General features: G+C 44.8%; 20 protein-coding genes. 3 read left to right on the forward strand and 17 right to left on the reverse strand.

Features of this window, described 5'->3' with window-relative positions:
- Positions 1 to 66 precede the first annotated feature (66 nt).
- Both asnA and R8695_RS14220 read left to right on the forward strand, forming a co-directional pair.
- Positions 67 to 1,074, forward strand: coding sequence for an aspartate--ammonia ligase (gene asnA, locus R8695_RS14215; protein WP_118509446.1), 1,008 nt, complete (start codon positions 67 to 69; stop codon positions 1,072 to 1,074).
- 175 nt (positions 1,075 to 1,249) lie between these two features.
- Entirely contained in the window at positions 1,250 to 1,696 is a 447-nt protein-coding gene (locus R8695_RS14220) for a CBS domain-containing protein (RefSeq protein WP_118509445.1), read from the forward strand.
- Positions 1,697 to 1,766: 70 nt separating this feature from the next.
- On the opposite strand, the gene R8695_RS14225 is transcribed toward R8695_RS14220, so the two are convergent.
- The 4 genes from R8695_RS14225 to R8695_RS14240 form a co-directional block, all read right to left on the reverse strand.
- Complete coding sequence (locus R8695_RS14225) at positions 1,767 to 2,705, reverse strand: bile acid:sodium symporter family protein (RefSeq protein ID WP_118509444.1); 939 nt, start codon at positions 2,703 to 2,705, stop codon at positions 1,767 to 1,769.
- A 1-nt stretch (position 2,706) separates the two neighbouring features.
- Positions 2,707 to 3,447: an amino acid ABC transporter ATP-binding protein gene (locus tag R8695_RS14230; RefSeq protein WP_167829734.1), complete on the reverse strand. Its 741-nt coding sequence runs from the start codon at positions 3,445 to 3,447 to the stop codon at positions 2,707 to 2,709.
- Complete coding sequence (locus R8695_RS14235; protein WP_118509442.1) at positions 3,437 to 4,144, reverse strand: amino acid ABC transporter permease; 708 nt, start codon at positions 4,142 to 4,144, stop codon at positions 3,437 to 3,439. The genes R8695_RS14230 and R8695_RS14235 overlap by 11 nt, the downstream gene beginning before the upstream one ends.
- Before the next feature lie 105 nt (positions 4,145 to 4,249).
- A complete protein-coding gene (locus R8695_RS14240; RefSeq protein WP_118509441.1) occupies positions 4,250 to 5,038 on the reverse strand; it encodes a transporter substrate-binding domain-containing protein in 789 nt (262 codons plus the stop codon).
- A gap of 297 nt (positions 5,039 to 5,335) precedes the next feature.
- On the opposite strand from R8695_RS14240, the gene dapF reads away from it, so the two are divergent.
- Positions 5,336 to 6,187 (forward strand): diaminopimelate epimerase, encoded by an 852-nt coding sequence (dapF, locus tag R8695_RS14245; protein WP_154779608.1) that lies wholly within the window; start codon positions 5,336 to 5,338, stop codon positions 6,185 to 6,187.
- Between the two features lie 104 nt (positions 6,188 to 6,291).
- Here dapF and R8695_RS14250 read toward each other — a convergent pair whose 3' ends face one another.
- From R8695_RS14250 to R8695_RS14310, 13 genes are all read right to left on the reverse strand, one after another.
- Complete coding sequence (locus R8695_RS14250; protein ID WP_118509439.1) at positions 6,292 to 6,609, reverse strand: AzlD domain-containing protein; 318 nt, start codon at positions 6,607 to 6,609, stop codon at positions 6,292 to 6,294.
- Positions 6,599 to 7,321: an AzlC family ABC transporter permease gene (locus tag R8695_RS14255; RefSeq protein WP_154779607.1), complete on the reverse strand. Its 723-nt coding sequence runs from the start codon at positions 7,319 to 7,321 to the stop codon at positions 6,599 to 6,601. Before R8695_RS14255 ends, R8695_RS14250 begins: the two co-directional genes overlap by 11 nt.
- A gap of 86 nt (positions 7,322 to 7,407) precedes the next feature.
- Positions 7,408 to 8,382 carry an SGNH/GDSL hydrolase family protein gene (locus R8695_RS14260; protein ID WP_167515437.1) on the reverse strand — a complete coding sequence of 325 codons (975 nt, stop codon included), beginning with the start codon at positions 8,380 to 8,382 and terminating at the stop codon, positions 7,408 to 7,410.
- 118 nt (positions 8,383 to 8,500) lie between these two features.
- Complete coding sequence (locus R8695_RS14265) at positions 8,501 to 8,923, reverse strand: Fur family transcriptional regulator (RefSeq protein WP_154779606.1); 423 nt, start codon at positions 8,921 to 8,923, stop codon at positions 8,501 to 8,503.
- An 8-nt stretch (positions 8,924 to 8,931) separates the two neighbouring features.
- Positions 8,932 to 9,786, reverse strand: a complete 855-nt coding sequence (locus R8695_RS14270) for a putative manganese transporter (protein WP_154779605.1) — start codon at positions 9,784 to 9,786, stop codon at positions 8,932 to 8,934.
- Between the two features lie 241 nt (positions 9,787 to 10,027).
- Positions 10,028 to 11,341 (reverse strand): O-acetylhomoserine aminocarboxypropyltransferase/cysteine synthase family protein, encoded by a 1,314-nt coding sequence (locus R8695_RS14275; RefSeq protein ID WP_118509434.1) that lies wholly within the window; start codon positions 11,339 to 11,341, stop codon positions 10,028 to 10,030.
- A gap of 341 nt (positions 11,342 to 11,682) precedes the next feature.
- Positions 11,683 to 12,765 carry a tRNA 2-thiouridine(34) synthase MnmA gene (mnmA, locus tag R8695_RS14280; protein WP_154779604.1) on the reverse strand — a complete coding sequence of 361 codons (1,083 nt, stop codon included), beginning with the start codon at positions 12,763 to 12,765 and terminating at the stop codon, positions 11,683 to 11,685.
- 131 nt (positions 12,766 to 12,896) lie between these two features.
- Positions 12,897 to 13,826 (reverse strand): cysteine synthase A, encoded by a 930-nt coding sequence (gene cysK / locus R8695_RS14285; protein ID WP_118509432.1) that lies wholly within the window; start codon positions 13,824 to 13,826, stop codon positions 12,897 to 12,899.
- Between the two features lie 165 nt (positions 13,827 to 13,991).
- Entirely contained in the window at positions 13,992 to 14,426 is a 435-nt protein-coding gene (locus R8695_RS14290; protein WP_118509431.1) for an RrF2 family transcriptional regulator, read from the reverse strand.
- A gap of 249 nt (positions 14,427 to 14,675) precedes the next feature.
- Positions 14,676 to 15,104, reverse strand: coding sequence for an amino acid-binding protein (locus tag R8695_RS14295; protein WP_118509430.1), 429 nt, complete (start codon positions 15,102 to 15,104; stop codon positions 14,676 to 14,678).
- 193 nt (positions 15,105 to 15,297) lie between these two features.
- The gene (locus tag R8695_RS14300; RefSeq protein ID WP_154779603.1) at positions 15,298 to 17,676 is read right to left on the reverse strand and encodes a ribonucleoside triphosphate reductase; all 2,379 of its coding nucleotides are present in this window, start codon (positions 17,674 to 17,676) and stop codon (positions 15,298 to 15,300) included.
- Positions 17,677 to 17,860: 184 nt separating this feature from the next.
- The gene (gene hflX, locus R8695_RS14305; RefSeq protein ID WP_118509428.1) at positions 17,861 to 19,096 is read right to left on the reverse strand and encodes a GTPase HflX; all 1,236 of its coding nucleotides are present in this window, start codon (positions 19,094 to 19,096) and stop codon (positions 17,861 to 17,863) included.
- 9 nt (positions 19,097 to 19,105) lie between these two features.
- Complete coding sequence (locus R8695_RS14310; protein WP_154779602.1) at positions 19,106 to 20,155, reverse strand: tetratricopeptide repeat protein; 1,050 nt, start codon at positions 20,153 to 20,155, stop codon at positions 19,106 to 19,108.
- Between the last annotated feature and the right edge of the window lie 7 nt (positions 20,156 to 20,162).

Here is a 20,162-nt window from a genome sequence, read left to right on the forward strand (position 1 = left end):
CGAGGTGTGAGATTAATGGATATTCGCGTAGAATATACAAATATGAAAAATAGGAGGATTCCAACAATGGAACAGATTAAAATTCCTGATGGATATCATTCAGCTTTAAACCTCCATGATACCCAGATTGCCATTAAGACCGTGAAGGATTTCTTCCAGCAGACTCTGTCACAGAAACTGAATCTGCTGCGTGTTTCCGCTCCTGTATTCGTCAACCCGTCATCCGGTCTGAACGATAACCTTAACGGCGTAGAACGCCCTGTAAGCTTCGACATCAAGGGACAGGATGAAACAGCAGAGATCGTTCATTCCCTTGCGAAATGGAAAAGATATGCACTGAAGAAATACGGCTTCGCTCACGGCGAGGGCCTGTATACAGATATGATTGCCATCCGCCGCGATGAAGACCTGGACAACATCCATTCTGTATATGTAGACCAATGGGACTGGGAAAAGATCATCAGCAAAGAAGAACGCAACATGGATACTCTGGTTTCCACAGTACGCGCCATCTACAGCGTGCTGCGCAAAACTGAGAAGTACATGGCTGTACAGTATGACTATATCGAAGAAATCCTTCCAAGAGAGATCGCATTTGTCAGCACTCAGGAGCTGGTAGACATGTATCCTGACCTTACTCCGAAGGAACGTGAATACAAGATCGTTAAAGAAAAAGGTGCTGTATTCCTTATGCAGGTTGGTAAAACTTTAACCAACGGAGAACGCCATGACGGACGTGCACCGGACTATGATGACTGGGAATTAAACGGTGATATCCTGGTATATTATCCGGTTCTGGACATCGCTCTGGAGCTTTCTTCCATGGGTATCCGTGTAGACGAAGACGCTCTGGATAAACAGCTGACTATCGCAGACTGCGATGACAGACGTGAACTTCCTTTCCAGAAAGCTATCCTGAATAAAGAGCTTCCATATACCATCGGCGGCGGCATCGGTCAGTCCCGAATCTGTATGTTCTTCTTACGCAAAGCTCATATCGGTGAAGTACATGCTTCCCTGTGGCCGGAAGAGGTTATGGCAGAAGCTGAGGCTAAGGGTGTTCAGCTTTTATAATAAAATTTCGAAAAATTTTATATTTCGTTATATTGACATCATACGCCCCGCAGACTATCATAACCACAGAAGCATCTTCCATATGCTTCCACCATATGATGCCAGGATAAAGATCTCCGGATCCTAACCTGATATCTGCAATTGCCAAATTAAAATTAACGGGGTATTTACAAAAGTGAACATTTTATTCTTTTTAACACCAAAAAGTGAAGTAGCGTACATCTTTGAAAATGAAACCTTACGCCAGACACTGGAGAAGATGGAACACAGGAAATTTTCCTGCATCCCCCTTCTCAGCCTGGACGGCAAATATACCGGAACCATTTCCGAGGGCGACCTTCTCTGGGGTATGAAAACCTTAAACGTACCGGATCTGAAGACATCTGAAGGAATTTCCATCATGGCGGTTCCCCGCCGTGCAACCTATAAGGCCGTTCACGCAAACTCCAATATGGAAGACCTCCTGGATAAAGCCATCAACCAGAATTACGTTCCGGTGGTGGATGACCAGGGATATTTCATTGGGATCATCACACGTAAGGAAATCATCAAATACTGCTACAAAGAACTGAAAAAATATGCAGAAGCTTCCGAAACATCAGAAACCTCTGCATCAAAGTAGAGTCACATAATCCTGAGACTGCCGGGTTCCATCACAGGGAACCCGGCAGTCTCATTTTTTATCTGTCTTTTTATTCTTCTTTCTTCTGTGCTAGCAGTTTCCCGAACAATGCAGCCAGAACCTGCTGAAAAAGTGTTCCGATCATAACCGGAAACATCACTTCTCCCGGAAAATATGCAGCTGCGATCACCGCTCCCGCACTGATATTCCTCATTCCGGTTCCATACATCATGGAAACCGCCGTGGTGCGGTCCCGCCTGAAAATATGAGCCACCAGCCATCCCAGTGCATATCCGGAAGCAGCCAGAACCAGAATTGCCAGTGCAACCTTTACCCTCTGCATATTCATATCGCGGATATAAGGAGCCACCTTAGAAGAATTGGATGTTACTACAAACATCAGCGCCAGTTTGGAAAAAGGCGCCAGTTTCCCCGGCCATGTCTTCATCACTTTTCCATCTGTAACCTGATTCAGTGCCATTGCCGCAACTGCAGGCAGAGCCACCATAAATACCAGTTCTCTCATCATCTTCGTGGAATCCATAGTTACCGCAGAACCCAGCAGGATCTGCAGCGTTGCCGGGATCAGAAACGGCGCAAGCACAGTATCAAGTACCACCAGCGATAAAGACAGGGGACTGTTGCCCTCATAGATGGTCACCCACATCAGGCTTACCACTGCCGTCGGAACTGCAAATTCCAGCACCATTCCCGTGATCAGATCCATATTATCGCCGAAGAACAGATGACCAGCTCCACAGGCTGCTGCCGGGATCACCACATGAAGCAGAAGCAGGATCAGGATCAGCGGTCCAGGATGACGAAATACATTGGCCACATCCTTAAATCTGGACTTCAGTGCCCCGGAAAATGTTATAAATGCAAACACGGCCGGCACATAAGGCAGACCGTGTTTGGCAATATCAGGAAAGCATACACCCAGTAACAGACAGGTCGGTGTTACCAGTGCCATCCACTTTTCTATAAAACTGTTAAATCTTTTCAGCATCTTATAAAACCTTTGAAAGAAAATCTCTCAGTCTCTGGTTCTTCGGGTTGGCGAAGAACTCTTTCGGAGTATTCTCCTCCTGGATCTTACCATCATCAATGAAAAGGACTCTGGTTGCCACTTCTCTGGCAAATCCCATCTCATGGGTAACTACAGCCATAGTCATACCGGACTGTGCCAGCTCTTTCATCAGCTCCAGAACCTCTCCGACCATCTCAGGGTCAAGTGCGGAAGTCGGCTCATCGAAAAGCATTACATCCGGATTCATAGCCAGGGAACGCGCAATGGCAATACGCTGTTTCTGTCCGCCGGAAAGCATATTCGGATATGCATTGGCTTTATCCGGAAGTCCCACACGTGCCAGAAGCTCGTCTGCTTTCTTCGATGCTTCGTCCTTTGTCATCAGCTTCAGTTCTACAGGAGCCAGCATAATGTTCTCTTTTACTGTCTTATGTGGAAAAAGATTAAACTGCTGGAATACCATTCCGATTTTCTGACGGTGTCTGTTAATGTCAACTTTCGGGTCTGTAATATCCGTTCCTTCGAAAAGGATCTGTCCCCCTGTTGGAACCTCCAGAAGATTTAAGGATCTCAGGAAAGTAGATTTACCGGAACCGGACGGACCGATGATGGCTACCACTTCTCCCTGACAGATATCCGTTGTAATTCCGTCAAGAACCTGATTGGTGCCAAAGGCTTTCTTCAGATCTTTGACCTGGATCAGTACATTCTTATCGCTCACTGGTTCTTAATCTCCTTTCCAGTTTATTCATACCCCATGTAAGGATTCCGACGATCACAAGATAGATTGCAGCAGCTGCCATCAGAGGCCAGAACGCATTATATGTACGGCTCTGGATCAGCATTGCGCCCTTTGTCAGATCCATCATACCGATGTAACCGATGATGGATGTTTCTTTGATCAGCACGATAAATTCATTTACTAGTGCAGGAAGTACGTTCTTAAACGCCTGTGGGATAATGATCAGGCGCATGGTCTGGCTGAAGTTCAGTCCCAGGCTTCGTCCTGCTTCTGTCTGTCCCTGGTCAATAGACATAATACCGGAACGGACGATCTCAGCCACATAAGCACCGGAGTTGATACCGAAGGCAAGACCACCTACGATGATCTTGTTAACGCTTACAGAACCAAAGATTACAAAGTTCATGATCAACAGCTGGATCATGGTTGGTGTTCCACGGATCACGGTCAGGTAAACTCTGCAGATCGCATTGAGAATCTTAAATGAACCTGACTTATCATGAGCAGAACGGATGATCGCTACAAGGAAACCGATGATCAGACCTACGATTACCGCAAATACAGTGATAATGAGGGTTGTTTTCAGACCATCCAGAAGCCAGAGATAGCGGTCATCTTTAATAAAGTTCAGATAAAAATCTTCTTTTACACTCGCTAATATCATAGGATTATTCATAAAAACCTCTGTCTCGTAAAGAGAGCTGTTGGCAGATCGTCAACAGCTCTGTTGTATTGTTCTTTTTATTTGAGATACCACGGATTGCTCCGCTGTGCTCCCAGATTATTTTTTGACAATGATAACCTGGCTTGCATCTGCATAAGTATCTGTAAAGTCAACGCTTGATTTACGGTCTTCTGTTACAGTCATACCTGCTGCGCCGAAATCTGCTTTACCGGACTGTACTGCCGGAAGGATGGAGTCGAACTCCATATCTTCGATCTTCAATTCATATCCAAGTTTGTCACAGATCGCCTGGGCGATATCTGCGTCGATACCTACGATATCATCACCTTCATGATATTCGTATGGCTCGAATTCAGCGTTAGTAGCCATTACCAGTGTTCCGTTAGAACGGTCAACATCTTTCGGAGACTCATATGGAGTCTTGCCTGCATCTTCACCAATATAGTTGCTCATGATGCTGTCAACGGTTCCGTCATCTTTCAGTTCTTTCAGAGCTCCGTTGATCTTATCAAGAAGTTCGTCATTGCCTTTCTTTAAGCAGATTGCGTATTCTTCCTGCTCGAATGGCTCATCCAGGATCTTAAGGTCATCGTTGTTCTCAACGAATTTCTGCGCCGGCTGTGAATCGATGATCACGCAGTCGATCTGGCCTGCTTTTAATGCCTGAACAGCTTCGCTTCCTTTATTATAACGTTCTACTGTAGAGCCATCTTTCTCATAATCAGATGCATCAAGGTCACCTGTTGTACCAAGCTGAACACCGATCGTTGCTCCAGCAAGGTCATCTTTAGATTCAACTTTCTGAGCTGCGGATACGCTTCCTGCCATGGAAACTACCATAACTGCACTGATTGCAAGGGCTGCAAATCTTTTCTGATCTTTCATCTTTCTTCCTCCTCGCATCCGAAAGTATAGATACCGCTGCCATCTTTCCCTCTTGCAGGGACCGCAGCGTATAATTATGCGTTTCGGCTGTATATTTTTTGTTTTTAATTTTAACATACTTTCTATAAAATGCAAGGTAAAACTTGAATGACAGAAGTATTTTCCATATAATGTATAATATGATTTCGTTAAAAACACTAAGTTTTTCACTTTTTCATAACATTTTTCCTTTATAGTAACAGATATTGGAAAACTAAGAGGCGTATAAATATAATAACCAATAAGGAGGATTTGCTGATGAAATTCACGAAAATGCATGGTATCGGAAACGATTATGTATATGTAAACTGTTTTAAGGAGACTGTAGAGAACCCCTCTGCTGTGGCCAGATATGTCAGTGACCGTCACTTCGGGATCGGTTCTGATGGTCTGATTCTGATCAAGCCGTCTGATGTGGCAGACTGCGAGATGGATATGTACAATCTGGACGGTTCCCAGGGTGCCATGTGCGGAAACGGGATCCGCTGTGTTGCCAAATATGCCTATGACTACGGCATCGTAAATAAGAAACATATCTCCGTGGCAACCAGAAGCGGGATCAAATATCTCGATCTCACTGTAAAGGACGGCAAAGTTTCCCTGGTGAAAGTAAACATGGGTTCCCCGATCCTCACTGCCAGACAGATCCCTGTAGTCTCTGAGAAAGAACAGGTGATCAATGAGCCTCTTTCCGTAAACGGAGAGACCTATTATATCACTGCTGTTTCCATGGGAAATCCTCACGCCATCGTTTACATGGCAGACGTGGATCATCTGGATATCGAGAAGATCGGACCTTCTTTCGAAAACCATGTGGCATTTCCTGACCGTGTAAATACAGAATTTGTTCAGGTGATCGATGATCATACCCTGAAGATGCGTGTGTGGGAAAGAGGTTCCGGCGAGACACTTGCCTGCGGTACCGGTGCCTGTGCAGTAGCTGTTGCTTCTATTTTAAATGGTCACGTGGACGACAGCCAGCCGGTAACTGTGAAGCTTCTCGGCGGAGATCTGGAGATTTTCTGGGATCGCCAGGAGAATCTCGTCTACATGACAGGCCCGGCCACTACAGTCTTCGACGGAGAGATCGACGTCAGCTTCCTGAAATAAAAACTCTTTACATATCAAAAACAAAAGGGATATCTGCCATCCTCTCATGACACATATCCCTTTTTCTATTCTGACTCTCTCGGAATTTCTCTGATTATCCACATCTACATGGCAAATTCCAGTATTCTTTCCACAATAAATACCGCAGCACATGCGAATAACGCAACAGTGAGAAGGCTCTTCTCCTTATACGCAGCGATCAGTGCCACAATAAATCCAACAGCCGCCGAAATCACACTGTCTGTAGCAAAAAGGATTGCCGGGAATGTCATGGCTGCCAGGCACGCATACGGCACATAATACAGAAATGATTTGATAAACGGGCTGGTGATCTCTTTTCTGGATAGTGCCAGAGGAAGCATACGGATCAGATAAGTCACTCCCGCCATTACCAGAATATAGATATAAATATTATGACTCATGAACATTCTCCTCCTCTTTCTCTTCTATCGGGCAGAAATAGGCTGCTGCTCCTGCTACGATCAATGTTGTGATAATGATCACGAAACCTGAGGAAACTTTTGACAGCAAAGGAACCACTTTAAACAGGGTACTGATTGCCATCGCAGCCACAACCACTGCCAGCACTGCCTTATTCTGCTTCGCAGGTGGAATAATGATGGCCAGAAACATTCCATAAATCGCCACACTCAACGCGCTCATCATGAAATCCGGAAGCAGATTTCCGGAGATTGCTCCTGCCAGGGTTCCAAGTACCCATCCCGGGATGGCCACACACATGGCTCCATAGTTATAAAATGCACTCACCTTGCCCGGCTGGCTGGCACTGATTCCGAAGATCTCATCTGTCACGCCAAATGCTGCAATATAACGGTGCACCAGTGATTCGTCCCGCCTGAATTTCTGCGCCAGGGAAAATGACATCAGACAGTAGCGAAGATTGATGATCAGCTGGGTCAGCGCCATTTCCCAGTATGAACCGCTCATCACCATGATCTCAAGACCTGCAAACTGTCCCGCTGATGTTACATTGGTCAGTGAGATCAGAACTGCCTGCCAGATACTTAATCCGTCTGCCACCGCCATCATACCAAATGTAAACGATACGGCGAAATACCCCAGTCCAATAGGTACGCCGTCTCTTAAACCTTTCCTGAAGCTCTCTCTTTTCATAAAGCTTCTCCTCCTGTTGTGCTTTATATATAAGATCTACACAGATAACCCGGAGGACACTTCTTCGGCCTCCGGGCTGCATATACTTATGATTTTTTCAGATTTTTCATTACCAGGGAATAGATCCTTTTATAGGTTTTCATTGAATAATGAAGTCCGTCATCCAGTCCTCCCCTGAATTCATTATGGGTGGTATAGCCGAATTTCATCAGATACGAATAGGTATCGATCCACGTGTACCTGTCTCCCAGGCCTTTTTGCAGGGCTTCATTGAATCCCCTGACTTCAGATTCTTTCCGGGTGTGCTTCATGGCTGTATTAACCGGATTTACTGACATATAAAACAGTTTACAGTTAAAACCGGACAACTGCTTCGCCAGATTCTTCATGTATGTAATATATTCGGATGCTTTTTTCTGATAATCAAACTCCGTGCCTCTTCTGTGAATAAGATCATTTACTCCCAGGTTGAAGACAACTGCTGTCGCTCCTTCTTCTGCTTCTGCCGCTTTCAGCGCCTTCGTCAGAGATTCTTCCGCAGTCTCTTTCATCCATGCCAGTCCCTGTCTACCTTTACAGATAAAGCTGACTTTATCACTGACACTGTTCTGGTACTGACCGATCAGAGTCTGTCCCATCATTACTGTACGTGAATCCCCTACGAAAATAATTCTGGAATATTGATCCAGATTCGCCGCCAGATTCTTCACATTGATATCCGGTTCCTGACTCCAACGGTATCTTACCGGATACAGATGCATATTTCTGGTAACCTTGATGGTCTCATATGCCTGATACTGTGGGTTTCTGGTCTGTCCCCTCTTCGTGGACCAGCCCAGGAATGTGTAATCAGAACCATTTCTGTCCGATGGAAGAGTGACAGTTCCTGCTACAGATGCCTTCTTTACCATCCTTCCCCCGGAAGCTTCCAGAGTTACTGTCATTGTTTTACTTCTTACGACCTGAAGCTGCGCCTGTACTTTTCCCTGGGATATCACCGGATTCCCTGTACATATCAGAACTCCTGCCAGAATACCACATAATATTTTCCTGATCTTCATTTTTTCTCCTGTTATCATTACTGTTCTCAGTAAACAAAATATGCTGCAAAATTCATTCTTACAATTTTACAGCATATCTGTATTTCCGTCAAGAGAAGCCTGTTTTCCCATGCCACCGTCACTTCTCTTCCAGGCGGTTTTTACACTCTTTGCACACTCCATACAGAATAGAATTCTTACACTGCAAGGTAAATCCATGACTCTCTTCAATATGATGTGAAATCTCTTCCATGAAATGACACTCCAGATGAATGATCTTGCCGCATTTCACACATTTCAGATGCAGATGCTGCTCACAGCCCCGTCCAGGCTCTACATACTGGTAAGCCGCCTGGCATCCCTTTTCTGCTACATATTTGATCACAGTGCCTTCCTTCGCCAGCTTATCCAGATAGCGGTAAATGGTTGTAATATTTACTTCACTGTCGTGTTCTTTTAAGTATTCGTCCACATCTGCGGCTGTTACCGTGTGGTCGTTGCTGTTCTTCAGATATTCAAGTATTTTCCTGCGGCTTGCTGTCGCATAACTGCTTCCCGCCATAATTCCTCCTAAAATACGATTCCAGATAATTCAATCACGATCCCCCAGAATACCCCAAGTCCATACAGAGTCCCGATAATCTTCAGATTCTGTGCCCTGTCATGGTTCAGACGGAACAGGATCAGAAGTCCTACTCCCGCATTTACCAGAAGTCCTGCCATCATGGCACCTGCTCCGATAATGTGATCCAGGTATAGCTGAGTGATCACTACAGAAGAAGCACAGTTGGGGATCAGTCCTACAAGGGCTGCGATCAGTTCACCTACTACCGGTGCCCCTGTGAAAAGTCCTGCCAATGTCTCTTCTCCCACTAATCCAATGATAATATTTAAAGCCAGAGAAATCAAGAAAATATATACAAAAACATGCAAAGTATGAGACAGTGCCGAGGAAATCAGTCCATGTTCACAGTTACAGCGTTCCTCCTCGCAGATCTCATGGATGTCCATGTCTTTCTCCTGCTTCTTCAAAATATGCGTATACACATACTCCACAATAAGTCCTGATAATATTCCGATGGCAGCTTTACATGCCAGAATCTTGATGATCGTAGCTGCAGGAACCGCATTGGAGATCATGATCGGGAACATCTCATCCGAAGTAGAAAGATAAACCGCGATCAGTGTTCCCACTGTAATCACTCTCCCTGTGAAAAGGCTCGAAGCTGCAGCCGAGAAACCACACTGTGGGATCATCCCCAGAAGTCCGCCCCAGACAGGTCCCAGTTTTCCTGCTGTACGGATCCTGTTTCGGGCAGCAGAACCGGTCTTGTGTTCCAGCCACTCCATAAATAAATACGTAAGAAAAAGAAACGGCAGCAGCTTCACACTGTCAATTACTGAATCCAAAATAATATCTGTCATATGACCCTCCCTGTATTTCCAGACAATCTGCATATTTGCAACCTGTTCGTATTTGCAATTCATTTGTATTTGCAACTTATTTGCATTTTTGTATTATATCTCATTTTTCCGATTTGTCAAGGTGTATGAAATAGAAAAAAGACCCTTATCCGAATATGGGGGAAATCCTGATAAAGGTCTTCTTATTCACGTTCTGTTGTTCATGCAATAATAAAGGAGGTATATACTATGAATTAATTATTTATTCAGCTACTGCCTTGAATGCTTCGTCAAGGTCCTGAATGATGTCGTCGATGTTCTCAGTACCGATAGAAAGACGGATTGTGTTTGGTTTGATACCCTGGTCAAGAAGTTCTTCTTCTGTACACTGACTGTGTGTTGTTGTAGCTGGATGGATAACAAGAGATTTAACATCAGCTACGTTAGCAAGCAGTGAGAACAGTTCCAGGTTGTCGATGAAGTCTTTTGCTTTCTGAGCGTCACCCTTGATCTCGAATGTAAAGATAGAACCGCCGCCGTTCGGGAAATATTTCTTGTAAAGTTCCTGCTGGCTTGGATCTGTGGATACAGACGGATGATGAACTTTCTCTACCTGTGGGTGATTATTTAAGTACTGAACTACTTTCAGTGCGTTCTCTACATGACGCTCTACACGAAGAGACAGTGTCTCAAGTCCCTGAAGGAAGATGAAGGAGCTTACAGGAGAGATTGTTGCACCTGTGTCACGAAGAAGGATCGCACGGATCTTTGTAACAAATGCAGCTGGTCCGCAGGCTTTTGTGAAGCTTACTCCGTGGTAGCTTGGGTTTGGCTCTGTCAGGGATGCAAATTTACCTGATGCTTCCCAGTCGAATTTACCGCTTTCAACGATCACACCACCGATTGTTGTTCCGTGTCCACCGATGAACTTGGTTGCTGAATGTACAACGATGTCTGCGCCGTATTCGATCGGTCTTACAAGGTAAGGTGTAGCAAATGTGTTATCTACAACAAGCGGGATCTTATGTGCGTGAGCGATCTTTGCGACAGCTTCAATATCAACTACATCAGAGTTCGGGTTTCCAAGTGTTTCAATGTAAACAGCTTTTGTGTTGTCCTGGATTGCGTTCTCTATTTCTTCAAGGTTGAATACATCAACGAATGTTGTTGTGATTCCGTAAGCCGGAAGTGTATGCTCAAGAAGGTTTGTTGTTCCACCGTAGATGTTCTTAGCTGCTACGATGTGGTCACCCTGCTGCGCAAGATTCTCGATTGTGTATGTGATCGCTGCAGCACCGGATGCTACTGCAAGTGCTGCGGAACCACCTTCAAGTGCTGCGATTCTCTTCTCGAATACATCTTCTGTCGGGTTTGTAAGACGTCCGTAAATGTTACCTGCATCTTCAAGTCCGAAACGAGCTGCTGCGTGATCGCAGTTTCTGAATACGTAAGAAGATGTCTGGTAGATCGGTACTGCTCTTGCATCTGTAACCGGATCCGGGCTTTCCTGTCCTACGTGAAGCTGTAATGTTTCAAATTTAAATTTTCTGTCTTTTCTTTCGATTTTTTTGCTCATGTTTTTCCCTCATCTTTCTTCTGATATATGATAATTGGTCTTGCTTTCTATGTTTTATGTTCAGTTTATCAACATCGACACATTCGTTTTTCTTCTATACAAATTCGATTCTGGCTCTTTAATACTCTCATCTCTAAGCCTCTTCTCTTTCTACGTATTTCATATCTGTTTGATATGATTTAGCATAGTTGTATATTATCACCGTATTCCTAGTATGTCAATATGAAAAAGGAAGTTTTTAACAAATAATCGTTTCTTAAATTCTATAGTCTCTTATAGTTTCAAACTATATGTTTAAAAGTACGGATGACACATCACATATTCTGCACCCATCGCAGCAATTATTTAATGCAGCTCTCGATCACGCCTCCGCCTACAACGATATCTCCGTCGTACAGAACAACCGCCTGTCCTCTTGTGATGGCTCTCTGCGGTTTGTCAAAGCGTACATGAAGAACTCCGTCCTCTGTCTGCCATGCCACAGCATCCTGCTCCGGATGACGGTAACGAATCTTGGCCTTCAGTCTCATCGGTTCTTTCAGTGATTCGCAGGAGATCAGATTCACTTTCTCTGCTGTCAGTTCTGTATGGAAAAGATCCTCATTGCTGCCTAATACAACCTGATTAGTTTTCGGAGAAATATCACAGACATACAGTCTGGCTGCTGCCGGGATTCCCAGGCCGCGTCTCTGGCCAAGTGTATAGTGAATGATTCCCTTATGTCTGCCAAGAACATTTCCATTCATGTCTACGAAATCTCCAGGTTTGGATTTACGTCCTGTGTACTGCTCGATAAACTTGGCATAATCTCCGTCCGGTACGAAACAGATATCCTGGCTGTCATGTTTTCTGGCATTGACGAATCCATTCTCCTCTGCTATCTCACGAACTTCTGTCTTGCGCAGTCCTCCAAGGGGCAGGGAAATATGCGCAAGCTGTTCCTGTGTGAGCATATAGAGCACATAACTCTGATCCTTGGTGTCATCTACTGCTTTCTTTAATAAATAGCGGCTTTTTTCCTCATCATATTCCACCCGGGCATAGTGACCGGTTACAATATAATCGTATTCCAGCTCGCGCATTCTCTGGAACATCTTGTCGAATTTCAGATAACGGTTGCAGTCAATACAGGGGTTGGGAGTGCAGCCATGCTCATAGGCATCCACGAAGCGGTCCATAACATCTTCTTTGAATCTCTCAGAGAAATTGAAGACATAATATTTGATCCCCATTCTGTAGCACACGCTTCTGGCATCCTCTACATCGTCCAGGGAGCAGCAGGTTTTCTCTCTTTTAATCCCTACATCCTCATTATGAAACAGTTTCATGGTAGCACCAATGCACTGATCACCAGATTCTTTTGTAAGTAGAGCTGCCACAGAGCTGTCTACTCCGCCGCTCATTGCGATAATAGCTTTTTTCATTTTTTATTCCATCCTGTCTTAAAGGTGATTGTTCTTAAATTCCCATAGCTATTCTATCACACCTAGTCAATATAAAAAAAGCCCCTTTCAGGGCTTTTTTATATTTCAACCGATTACACTGGTAATCTGTTTTATACAAATAATGGTGTAGAATAGTAACGGTCTCCTGAATCCGGGAGAAGTGCTACGATAGTCTTTCCTTTGTTTTCCGGTCTCTTTGCAAGCCGGATCGCTGCGTGGAGAGCCGCACCGGAGGAAATACCTACCAGGATACCTTCATGTTTTGCAATAAATTTACCTGCTGTAAATGCATCCTCGTTCTGTACAGGGATGATCTCGTCATATACGCTGGTGTTCAGTGCCTTCGGCACGAATCCTGCACCGATTCCCTGAATCTTATGCGGGCCGCTTTTTCCTTCGGAAAGTACCGGTGATGTGGCTGGTTCTACTGCTACTACTTTCACATCCGGATTCTGGGATTTCAGATATTCACCAACACCTGTGATTGTTCCGCCTGTACCAACACCGGCTACAAAGATATCTACCTGTCCGTCTGTATCTTTCCAGATTTCCGGTCCTGTTGTTTTTCTGTGGATCGCCGGGTTCGCCGGGTTTTCAAACTGTCCCGGGATAAAGCTGTTTTCATATTCTTCTGCCAGTTCGTTAGCCTTGGCAATCGCTCCGTTCATACCTTTGGTTCCATCTGTAAGTACGATCTCTGCGCCGTATGCTTTCAGGATGTTTCTTCTCTCAACACTCATTGTTTCAGGCATGGTGAGGATTACTCTGTATCCTTTGATCGTTGCCAGAGATGCAAGACCGATTCCTGTGTTTCCGGATGTAGGCTCAATGATCACTGCGCCTGGTTTCAATACGCCTCTCTCCTCAGCATCCTCGATCATGCTCAGTGCGATACGATCCTTCGCACTTCCTGCCGGGTTAAAGTACTCAAGCTTTACCAGTACCTTAGCTTCCAGTCCAAGTTCTTTCTCAATATTTCCAACCTCAAGAAGAGGAGTATTTCCAACAAGTTCTGCTGCATTCTTATAAATTTTTCCCATGAGTTCGACCTCCTATTTCATACTATATATATATGAATTATATGTTATATACATAATATGCTAAAACACACCTCTTGTCAAGAGAAAAAAATAAAAAAGAAGCATATCACTTTCGCGATATGCCTCCCTCTTCCACGATTGATCATTGCCTCTTTGCCACATTGATCAGATCACATAATCATTTCCCATCTGCTCATACCAGTCTTTCAGATCCTGGAGTGTCACTTTATCCAGCACTCCTTCAATGGCTTCATCCAGCATCTTCCACAGACGGAGGGTTACGCACTCTCCGGCTCTGCTACACTGATTGGGGTCGTCCTCCAGACAGGCCACAGGTTTCATACTGCCTTCTGTCAGGCGCAGGATCGTGCCCACAGTATAAGTCTTCGGCTCTCTGGCCAGCATATATCCACCCTGGGCTCCCCGTAAGCTCTTTACATATCCTGCTTTCTTTAATGATGAAATGATCTGCTCCAGATATTTCTCTGAAATATCTTCCCTGGCTGCAATATCTTTGATCTTGACTAACTCACCTGTGTTATGCACAGCCAGATCCAGCATCAGTCTTAATGCATATCTTCCCTTGGTTGAAATCTGCATGTGTTCAAAACCTCCTGTTTCTCAGTTTCTTTGTATGCTGCAGTCTCTCTTTCATGTATCTGCAATGGCCCCGCCCGCCTTCTCATGACAGAAGAAACTTAGATTTTTAATATTTTATTTTATTATATAGTATTCCTAGTTGTTTAGTCAAGATGTTTTTCATATTCCCATGGGAATGCAAGGAAATAGTAGTTTCTTATATTCGTATGTGCAAAAAAGAACCCTGCATACAGGATCCTTTTTTACTGTTTATTTTTCCAGTTCTTCTGTTGTAGTAAATACATTAAAACCGTTATTTTTAAGAACACTTTCGGTCACTGTGATATCCTCGGAATGCAGGATTACAACAGGAATGAGGTCTTTTCTGTGGAAAGATGTGTAGATGTAGTCCAGACTTACATTGCTGTCAGCCAGAACTTTCAGAAGTTCATCCAGTCCGCCTACCTGGTCTTTCATATCTACTACGATGGCCTGTGTGATACGGTTCATATATCCACTCTTGTTCAAAATGAGCTCTGCTTTATCTGGATCATTGCAGATCATACGGAAAATTGCGAATTCCGGTGCATCGAAGCATGCGAAACCATAGATGTTAATATCATTATCTGTCAGCATGCCTGTCACTCTTTTCAGACTTCCCGCTTTGTTTTCTACGAATACAATGTTCTGTTTTATCATCTTTTTTCCTCCAGGTATTGCTTAAATTAATTTTCTTTCTATATTATAACATCTTCTCCCGCAAATTTAAATCCCTGCCCACAAACAGTTACTGTTCACTCCGTGCACAGTAACTAACCCAATTCTCATCCACTGTAAAACGCCGGGAATACTCCCGGCGCTTTCGTTATATTATACACTTATGATCCTGTATTTACATTTCTTCATCCACATATTTCTGAATATTGGACGCATTCACATATTTGGTAATATGTTCTCCCTCTGCGATGACCAGAGTAGGTGCCTGCATGATCCCGAACTGTTTCGCAAGTTCCGGATTCTTCTCTGCATCCACGATTTCCAGTTCCTCGCCCTCAAGCATCTTCTTCGCCATTCTGCAGTTCGGGCAGGTGCTTGTGGTGAACAGATATTTATGCGCAGCTACCGGCTCGATCTTTACATCATCCTCAGTCATAGTCACCATACTTGTATGCACAGGACGGATCTTTTTCACATCTGAGTGCATCACATCATACAGAGTACGGTTCTTATATTCCTGTGCCTTGCCATCGTTCCAGTTCTGTACAGGACGGTAATATCCGGTAATACGACTGTAGACCTCTGCCTTCTTTCCACATTTCGGACAGGTAAAATGTTCTCCGCTGATATAGCCATGTTCCCTGCATACGGAATAAGTAGGAGAAATGGTATAATACGGCAGCTTGTAATTCTCTGCGATCTTACGTACCAGTGCTGCAGCAGCCTTCCAATCCGGAAGCTTTTCGCCGATAAATGCATGGAATACCGTACCTGAAGTATAAAGAGTCTGCAGCTCATCCTGGATATCCAGGGCATCGAAAATATCTGTGGTATATTCTACCGGCAGGTGGGAGCTGTTTGTATAATACGGAGTATCTCCCTCTTTTCCTGCTGTACGGATATCCGGCCAGCGCTTCCTGTCATGTTTGGCCAGACGGTAAGCTGTAGATTCCGCAGGAGTTGCCTCCAGATTAAACAACTCACCCTCATATTCTTCCTGATAGTCAGACAGGCGCTCTCTCATATGCAGAAGAACCTCTTTGGTAAATTTCTGTGTTGCCTCATCAGACATATCTTTACCAAGCCAGCATGCATTCAGGCCCACTTCATTCATACCGACCAGACCGATGGTTGAGAAATGGTTGGAAAAGCTTCCCAGATATCTCTTGGTATACGGATACAGTCCCTCGTCCAGAAGCTTACCGATGACCTCTCTCTTAATATGAAGAGAACGTGCGGAAATATCCATCATGTGATCCAGACGTCTGTAGAATTCCTCCGGTGTTCTGGACAGATATGCGATCCTCGGCATATTGATGGTCACAACTCCTACAGATCCGGTGCTCTCACCTGAACCGAAGAATCCGCCGCTCTTCTTACGGAGTTCACGAAGATCCAGACGCAAACGGCAGCACATGCTTCGGATATCACTTGGTTTCATATCGCTGTTAATATAATTGGAGAAATATGGCGTTCCGTATTTCGATGTCATTTCGAAGAGAAGACGGTTGTTCTCTGTATCAGACCAGTCGAACTCTTTCGTAATGGAATAAGTCGGGATCGGATACTGGAATCCTCTTCCGTTGGCATCTCCCTCGATCATGGTCTCGATGAATGCCTTGTTGATCATATCCATCTCTTTCTTGCAGTCTTTGTACTTGAAGTCCATATTCTTACCGCCAACGATAGCCGGCAGCTCTGCAAGGTCATCCGGAACAGTCCAGTCCAGGGTGATGTTGGAGAATGGTGCCTGTGTTCCCCATCTGCTCGGTGTATTTACACCGTAGATAAAGGATTCAATACACTTCTTCACTTCCGGATAAGTCAGGCTATCTGCCTTTACAAAAGGCGCCAGATATGTGTCAAAGGAGGAAAAAGCCTGTGCGCCTGCCCATTCATTCTGCATGATCCCCAGGAAATTTACCATCTGATTGCACAGAACGCTCAGATGTTTCGCAGGAGAAGAAGTGATCTTTCCCTCAATGCCTCCAAGACCTTCCTGGATTAGCTGTTTCAGGGACCACCCTGCACAGTATCCTGTAAGCATGGACAGATCATGGATGTGGATATCTGCATTTCTGTGTGCTTCTGCGATCTCATTATCATAGATCTCAGATAGCCAGTAGTTGGCTGTTACTGCACCTGAATTACTCAGGATCAGGCCGCCTACGGAATAGGTTACTGTAGAGTTCTCCTTTACACGCCAGTCTTCTACTTTAACATAGCTGTTTACGATTTCTTTATAATCAAGAATGGTAGATTTCATGTTGCGGACTTTCTCTCTCTGCTTGCGGTAAAGAATATAAGCCTTCGCCACGTCAGCGTATCCTGCCTGGATCAGTACGTTCTCCACACTGTCCTGGATTTCTTCAACAGTAATCTTATTCTCTTTGATCTTATTCTGAAAATCTGATGTTACACGAAGTCCAAGAAGATCGATCATATCATTGCTGTAATTTTTATCCTTCGCATCAAATGCTTTATGAATGGCTGACGTGATCTTACTTAGTTTAAACTCGTCCAGTTCGCCATCTCTTTTTACTACCTGAAACATAATTAATGCCCCCATCTTCTCTTGTTTGCAGCGGCTTTTGTTCCCGCTGTTTTCTTCTCGTCTTTTCAAACGCTGTAGGTCTATTGTATCAGAGTCTCTCTCTTCCGTCAACAGCAAAAACACCATATATTGTATCCTTATTTGCATGTAAGAACACTATATGGTGTTTATCATTTATTTTTCTCTATACAACTTTCCCGTAGATCTCCCGTGGAACCCTTGCTTTTACAAGGATTCCGGTCTCTGTATATTCTTCTGAGAGCAACTGTCCGTATTCGCGGATCAGCTGAATTTTGCCCGCTTCCTGATAGGGAAAAATCCGTTCCATATAAATCTGATCCTCTGCCAGAAGTCTCGCCAGAAGTTCTCCCAGTTCCTCCAGCCCCTGTCCTGTTCTGGCTGAGATCTTCAGGGAATAATCCGACTTGAAATCACGGAGCACGCAGGCTCCCGGTACATCCTGTTTATTAAACAGTGTAATGATCTTCTTTCCCATTACCCCCAGTTCACGAAGGGTCTCGTATACCACATGCATCTGCATTTCGGCCTGGGGATTGGATGAATCTACCACATGGATAATGTAATCTGCATATTTCGCCTCTTCCAGGGTACTTTTGAACGCCTCAATAAGATGATGGGGCAGCTTATGGATGAAACCTACTGTGTCTGTAAGCAGGATCTGCTGTCCATCCTGAAGGTTCAGAAGCCTTGTAGTAGGATCCAGCGTTGCAAACAGCTTGTCCTCAGAAAGCACTTCCGACCCTGTAAGCTTATTCAGCAGCGTGGATTTCCCTGCATTGGTATAGCCTACGATAGCTACAGTTTTCATATTCCCTCTGGCGCGGCCTGAACGGATCAGTTCCCTGTGTTTCTCTACCTGGACAAGTTCCTGCTTCAGTGCGGAAATCCTGGTACGGATCAGCCTTCGGTCAGTCTCCAGTTTCTTCTCTCCGGGGCCTCTGGTTCCGATACCGCCGCCCAGACGGGACAAAGATTCCCTCAGACCAACCAGACGCGCTGCCCGATAACGCAACTGAGCCAGTTCTACCTGAATCTTGCCTTCACTGGTCACAGCTCTTGCGGCAAAAATATCCAGGATCAGAAGAGTTCTGTCCATTACCTTACAGTCCAGCTCCCGTTCCAGATTATTCAGCTGTGCAGGCGAAAGCTCATCGTCACAGATCACGCCTGTGGCATTCAGGGCATATACCAGGGCCCGTACTTCTTCGATCTTCCCTTTTCCAATATAGGTTCCCGGATGCACGGCCTCCCGGTTCTGGATCACCTTGCCCACCGTGACAGCCCCTGCTGTAGATGCAAGTTCCTCCAGTTCATCCAGGGAAACTTCCACATTCTCATCTGCTGCAGTCTGTACACCGATCAGGATCACCCGCTCCTCTAATCTGCCAAATTCTTCCATAGATACTCCTTATCCTACACGTGATCGTAAAAATGCCCGTTCTTTTTTGGCAGTCTTATCGTCCGGATACATTTCCAGATATTCTTCTGCTTTCTGCAATGCAGTAGTAAAGTCAAGCTTTTTCTCATAAACTACCATTTCATTGAACAGCAGACTCTGCAGTGTTTCATCATCTGCTGAAGAAAGACCTGTCGTTATATTGGCAAGTGCACTGTCGTAATCACCGTCTTCTATGTCACACAATGCCAGACCGTTATATCCTTTGGCACCTTTTTCTTCTTTAAAGACATACGCCTGGAACTGCTGTCTGGCACTGGTTGTATCTTTCTGTGCCATATACACCATTCCCTGAAGCAGAAGCGCTTCCGTATTTCCTCCATCAGCAGCCTGTGTCAGTTCAGACAAGGCATTCTCATAATCGTCCATATAATAATAGACCCTGCCTCTGTCGCAATGATCCTGGGCATTCTTTGCCTCAGATGCCAGGGCTGCCTCCAGATATCTGGTTCCGTCTGCTTCCATATCTTTGTCCAGATAAACACCGTAAATCCGAAGTGCCATATCATAGGTTGCATCTTCTCCGTATGCCTGCTCGAAATCCGCAGATGCCTCCTCATAGGAATCCATGGCAAGAGCCACCTTACCTGTGAGGAAATACAGATCTGCATCCATATCATAGGATTCTGCTATGCTCTGACAGTCTGCCATAGCTTCATCGTAAGCTTTCGTCTTCAGATAAGCTGCCGCACGGTATGACAGGATATCTTTCTTCAGTGCCTTGCCCACTTTATCACTGTTCAGCGCATGATTAAAATCCTCAATAGCCTGCTCATAATTTCCCAGGCGCAGATTGGCTACCCCGGCCCCCCTGTAGGACTGGGCCAGTTTTACCCCTGCTGAAATAGCTGCCTCATATTCCTGCAGTGCAGCATCGAAATTCTCTGCTTCCAGATCCTGGGCTGCCTGTTCATAGTTTTTCATTTCTTCTGATCCACAGCCTGCGAATGCTGTCATTCCCAGACCTACTGCCAGAATCCATGCTGTCTTTCTGTTTCTCATAAAATTC

This window comes from Blautia luti, from assembly GCF_033096465.1.
GTDB lineage: Bacteria > Bacillota > Clostridia > Lachnospirales > Lachnospiraceae > Blautia_A > Blautia_A luti.

What these genes read in the sequence shown, in the direction of transcription:
- asnA (WP_118509446.1), top strand. Translation starts at nt 67, where the DNA reads ATGGAACAGATTAAAATTCCTGATGGATATCATTCAGCTTTAAACCTC.
- R8695_RS14225 (WP_118509444.1), bottom strand. Translation starts at nt 2,705, where the DNA reads ATGCTGAAAAGATTTAACAGTTTTATAGAAAAGTGGATGGCACTGGTA.
- R8695_RS14235 (WP_118509442.1), bottom strand. Translation starts at nt 4,144, where the DNA reads ATGAATAATCCTATGATATTAGCGAGTGTAAAAGAAGATTTTTATCTG.
- R8695_RS14240 (WP_118509441.1), bottom strand. Translation starts at nt 5,038, where the DNA reads ATGAAAGATCAGAAAAGATTTGCAGCCCTTGCAATCAGTGCAGTTATG.
- dapF (WP_154779608.1), top strand. Translation starts at nt 5,336, where the DNA reads ATGAAATTCACGAAAATGCATGGTATCGGAAACGATTATGTATATGTA.
- R8695_RS14250 (WP_118509439.1), bottom strand. Translation starts at nt 6,609, where the DNA reads ATGAGTCATAATATTTATATCTATATTCTGGTAATGGCGGGAGTGACT.
- R8695_RS14255 (WP_154779607.1), bottom strand. Translation starts at nt 7,321, where the DNA reads ATGAAAAGAGAGAGCTTCAGGAAAGGTTTAAGAGACGGCGTACCTATT.
- R8695_RS14260 (WP_167515437.1), bottom strand. Translation starts at nt 8,382, where the DNA reads ATGAAGATCAGGAAAATATTATGTGGTATTCTGGCAGGAGTTCTGATA.
- R8695_RS14265 (WP_154779606.1), bottom strand. Translation starts at nt 8,923, where the DNA reads ATGGCGGGAAGCAGTTATGCGACAGCAAGCCGCAGGAAAATACTTGAA.
- R8695_RS14270 (WP_154779605.1), bottom strand. Translation starts at nt 9,786, where the DNA reads ATGACAGATATTATTTTGGATTCAGTAATTGACAGTGTGAAGCTGCTG.
- R8695_RS14275 (WP_118509434.1), bottom strand. Translation starts at nt 11,341, where the DNA reads ATGAGCAAAAAAATCGAAAGAAAAGACAGAAAATTTAAATTTGAAACA.
- mnmA (WP_154779604.1), bottom strand. Translation starts at nt 12,765, where the DNA reads ATGAAAAAAGCTATTATCGCAATGAGCGGCGGAGTAGACAGCTCTGTG.
- cysK (WP_118509432.1), bottom strand. Translation starts at nt 13,826, where the DNA reads ATGGGAAAAATTTATAAGAATGCAGCAGAACTTGTTGGAAATACTCCT.
- R8695_RS14290 (WP_118509431.1), bottom strand. Translation starts at nt 14,426, where the DNA reads ATGCAGATTTCAACCAAGGGAAGATATGCATTAAGACTGATGCTGGAT.
- R8695_RS14295 (WP_118509430.1), bottom strand. Translation starts at nt 15,104, where the DNA reads ATGATAAAACAGAACATTGTATTCGTAGAAAACAAAGCGGGAAGTCTG.
- R8695_RS14300 (WP_154779603.1), bottom strand. Translation starts at nt 17,676, where the DNA reads ATGTTTCAGGTAGTAAAAAGAGATGGCGAACTGGACGAGTTTAAACTA.
- hflX (WP_118509428.1), bottom strand. Translation starts at nt 19,096, where the DNA reads ATGGAAGAATTTGGCAGATTAGAGGAGCGGGTGATCCTGATCGGTGTA.
- R8695_RS14310 (WP_154779602.1), bottom strand. Translation starts at nt 20,155, where the DNA reads ATGAGAAACAGAAAGACAGCATGGATTCTGGCAGTAGGTCTGGGAATG.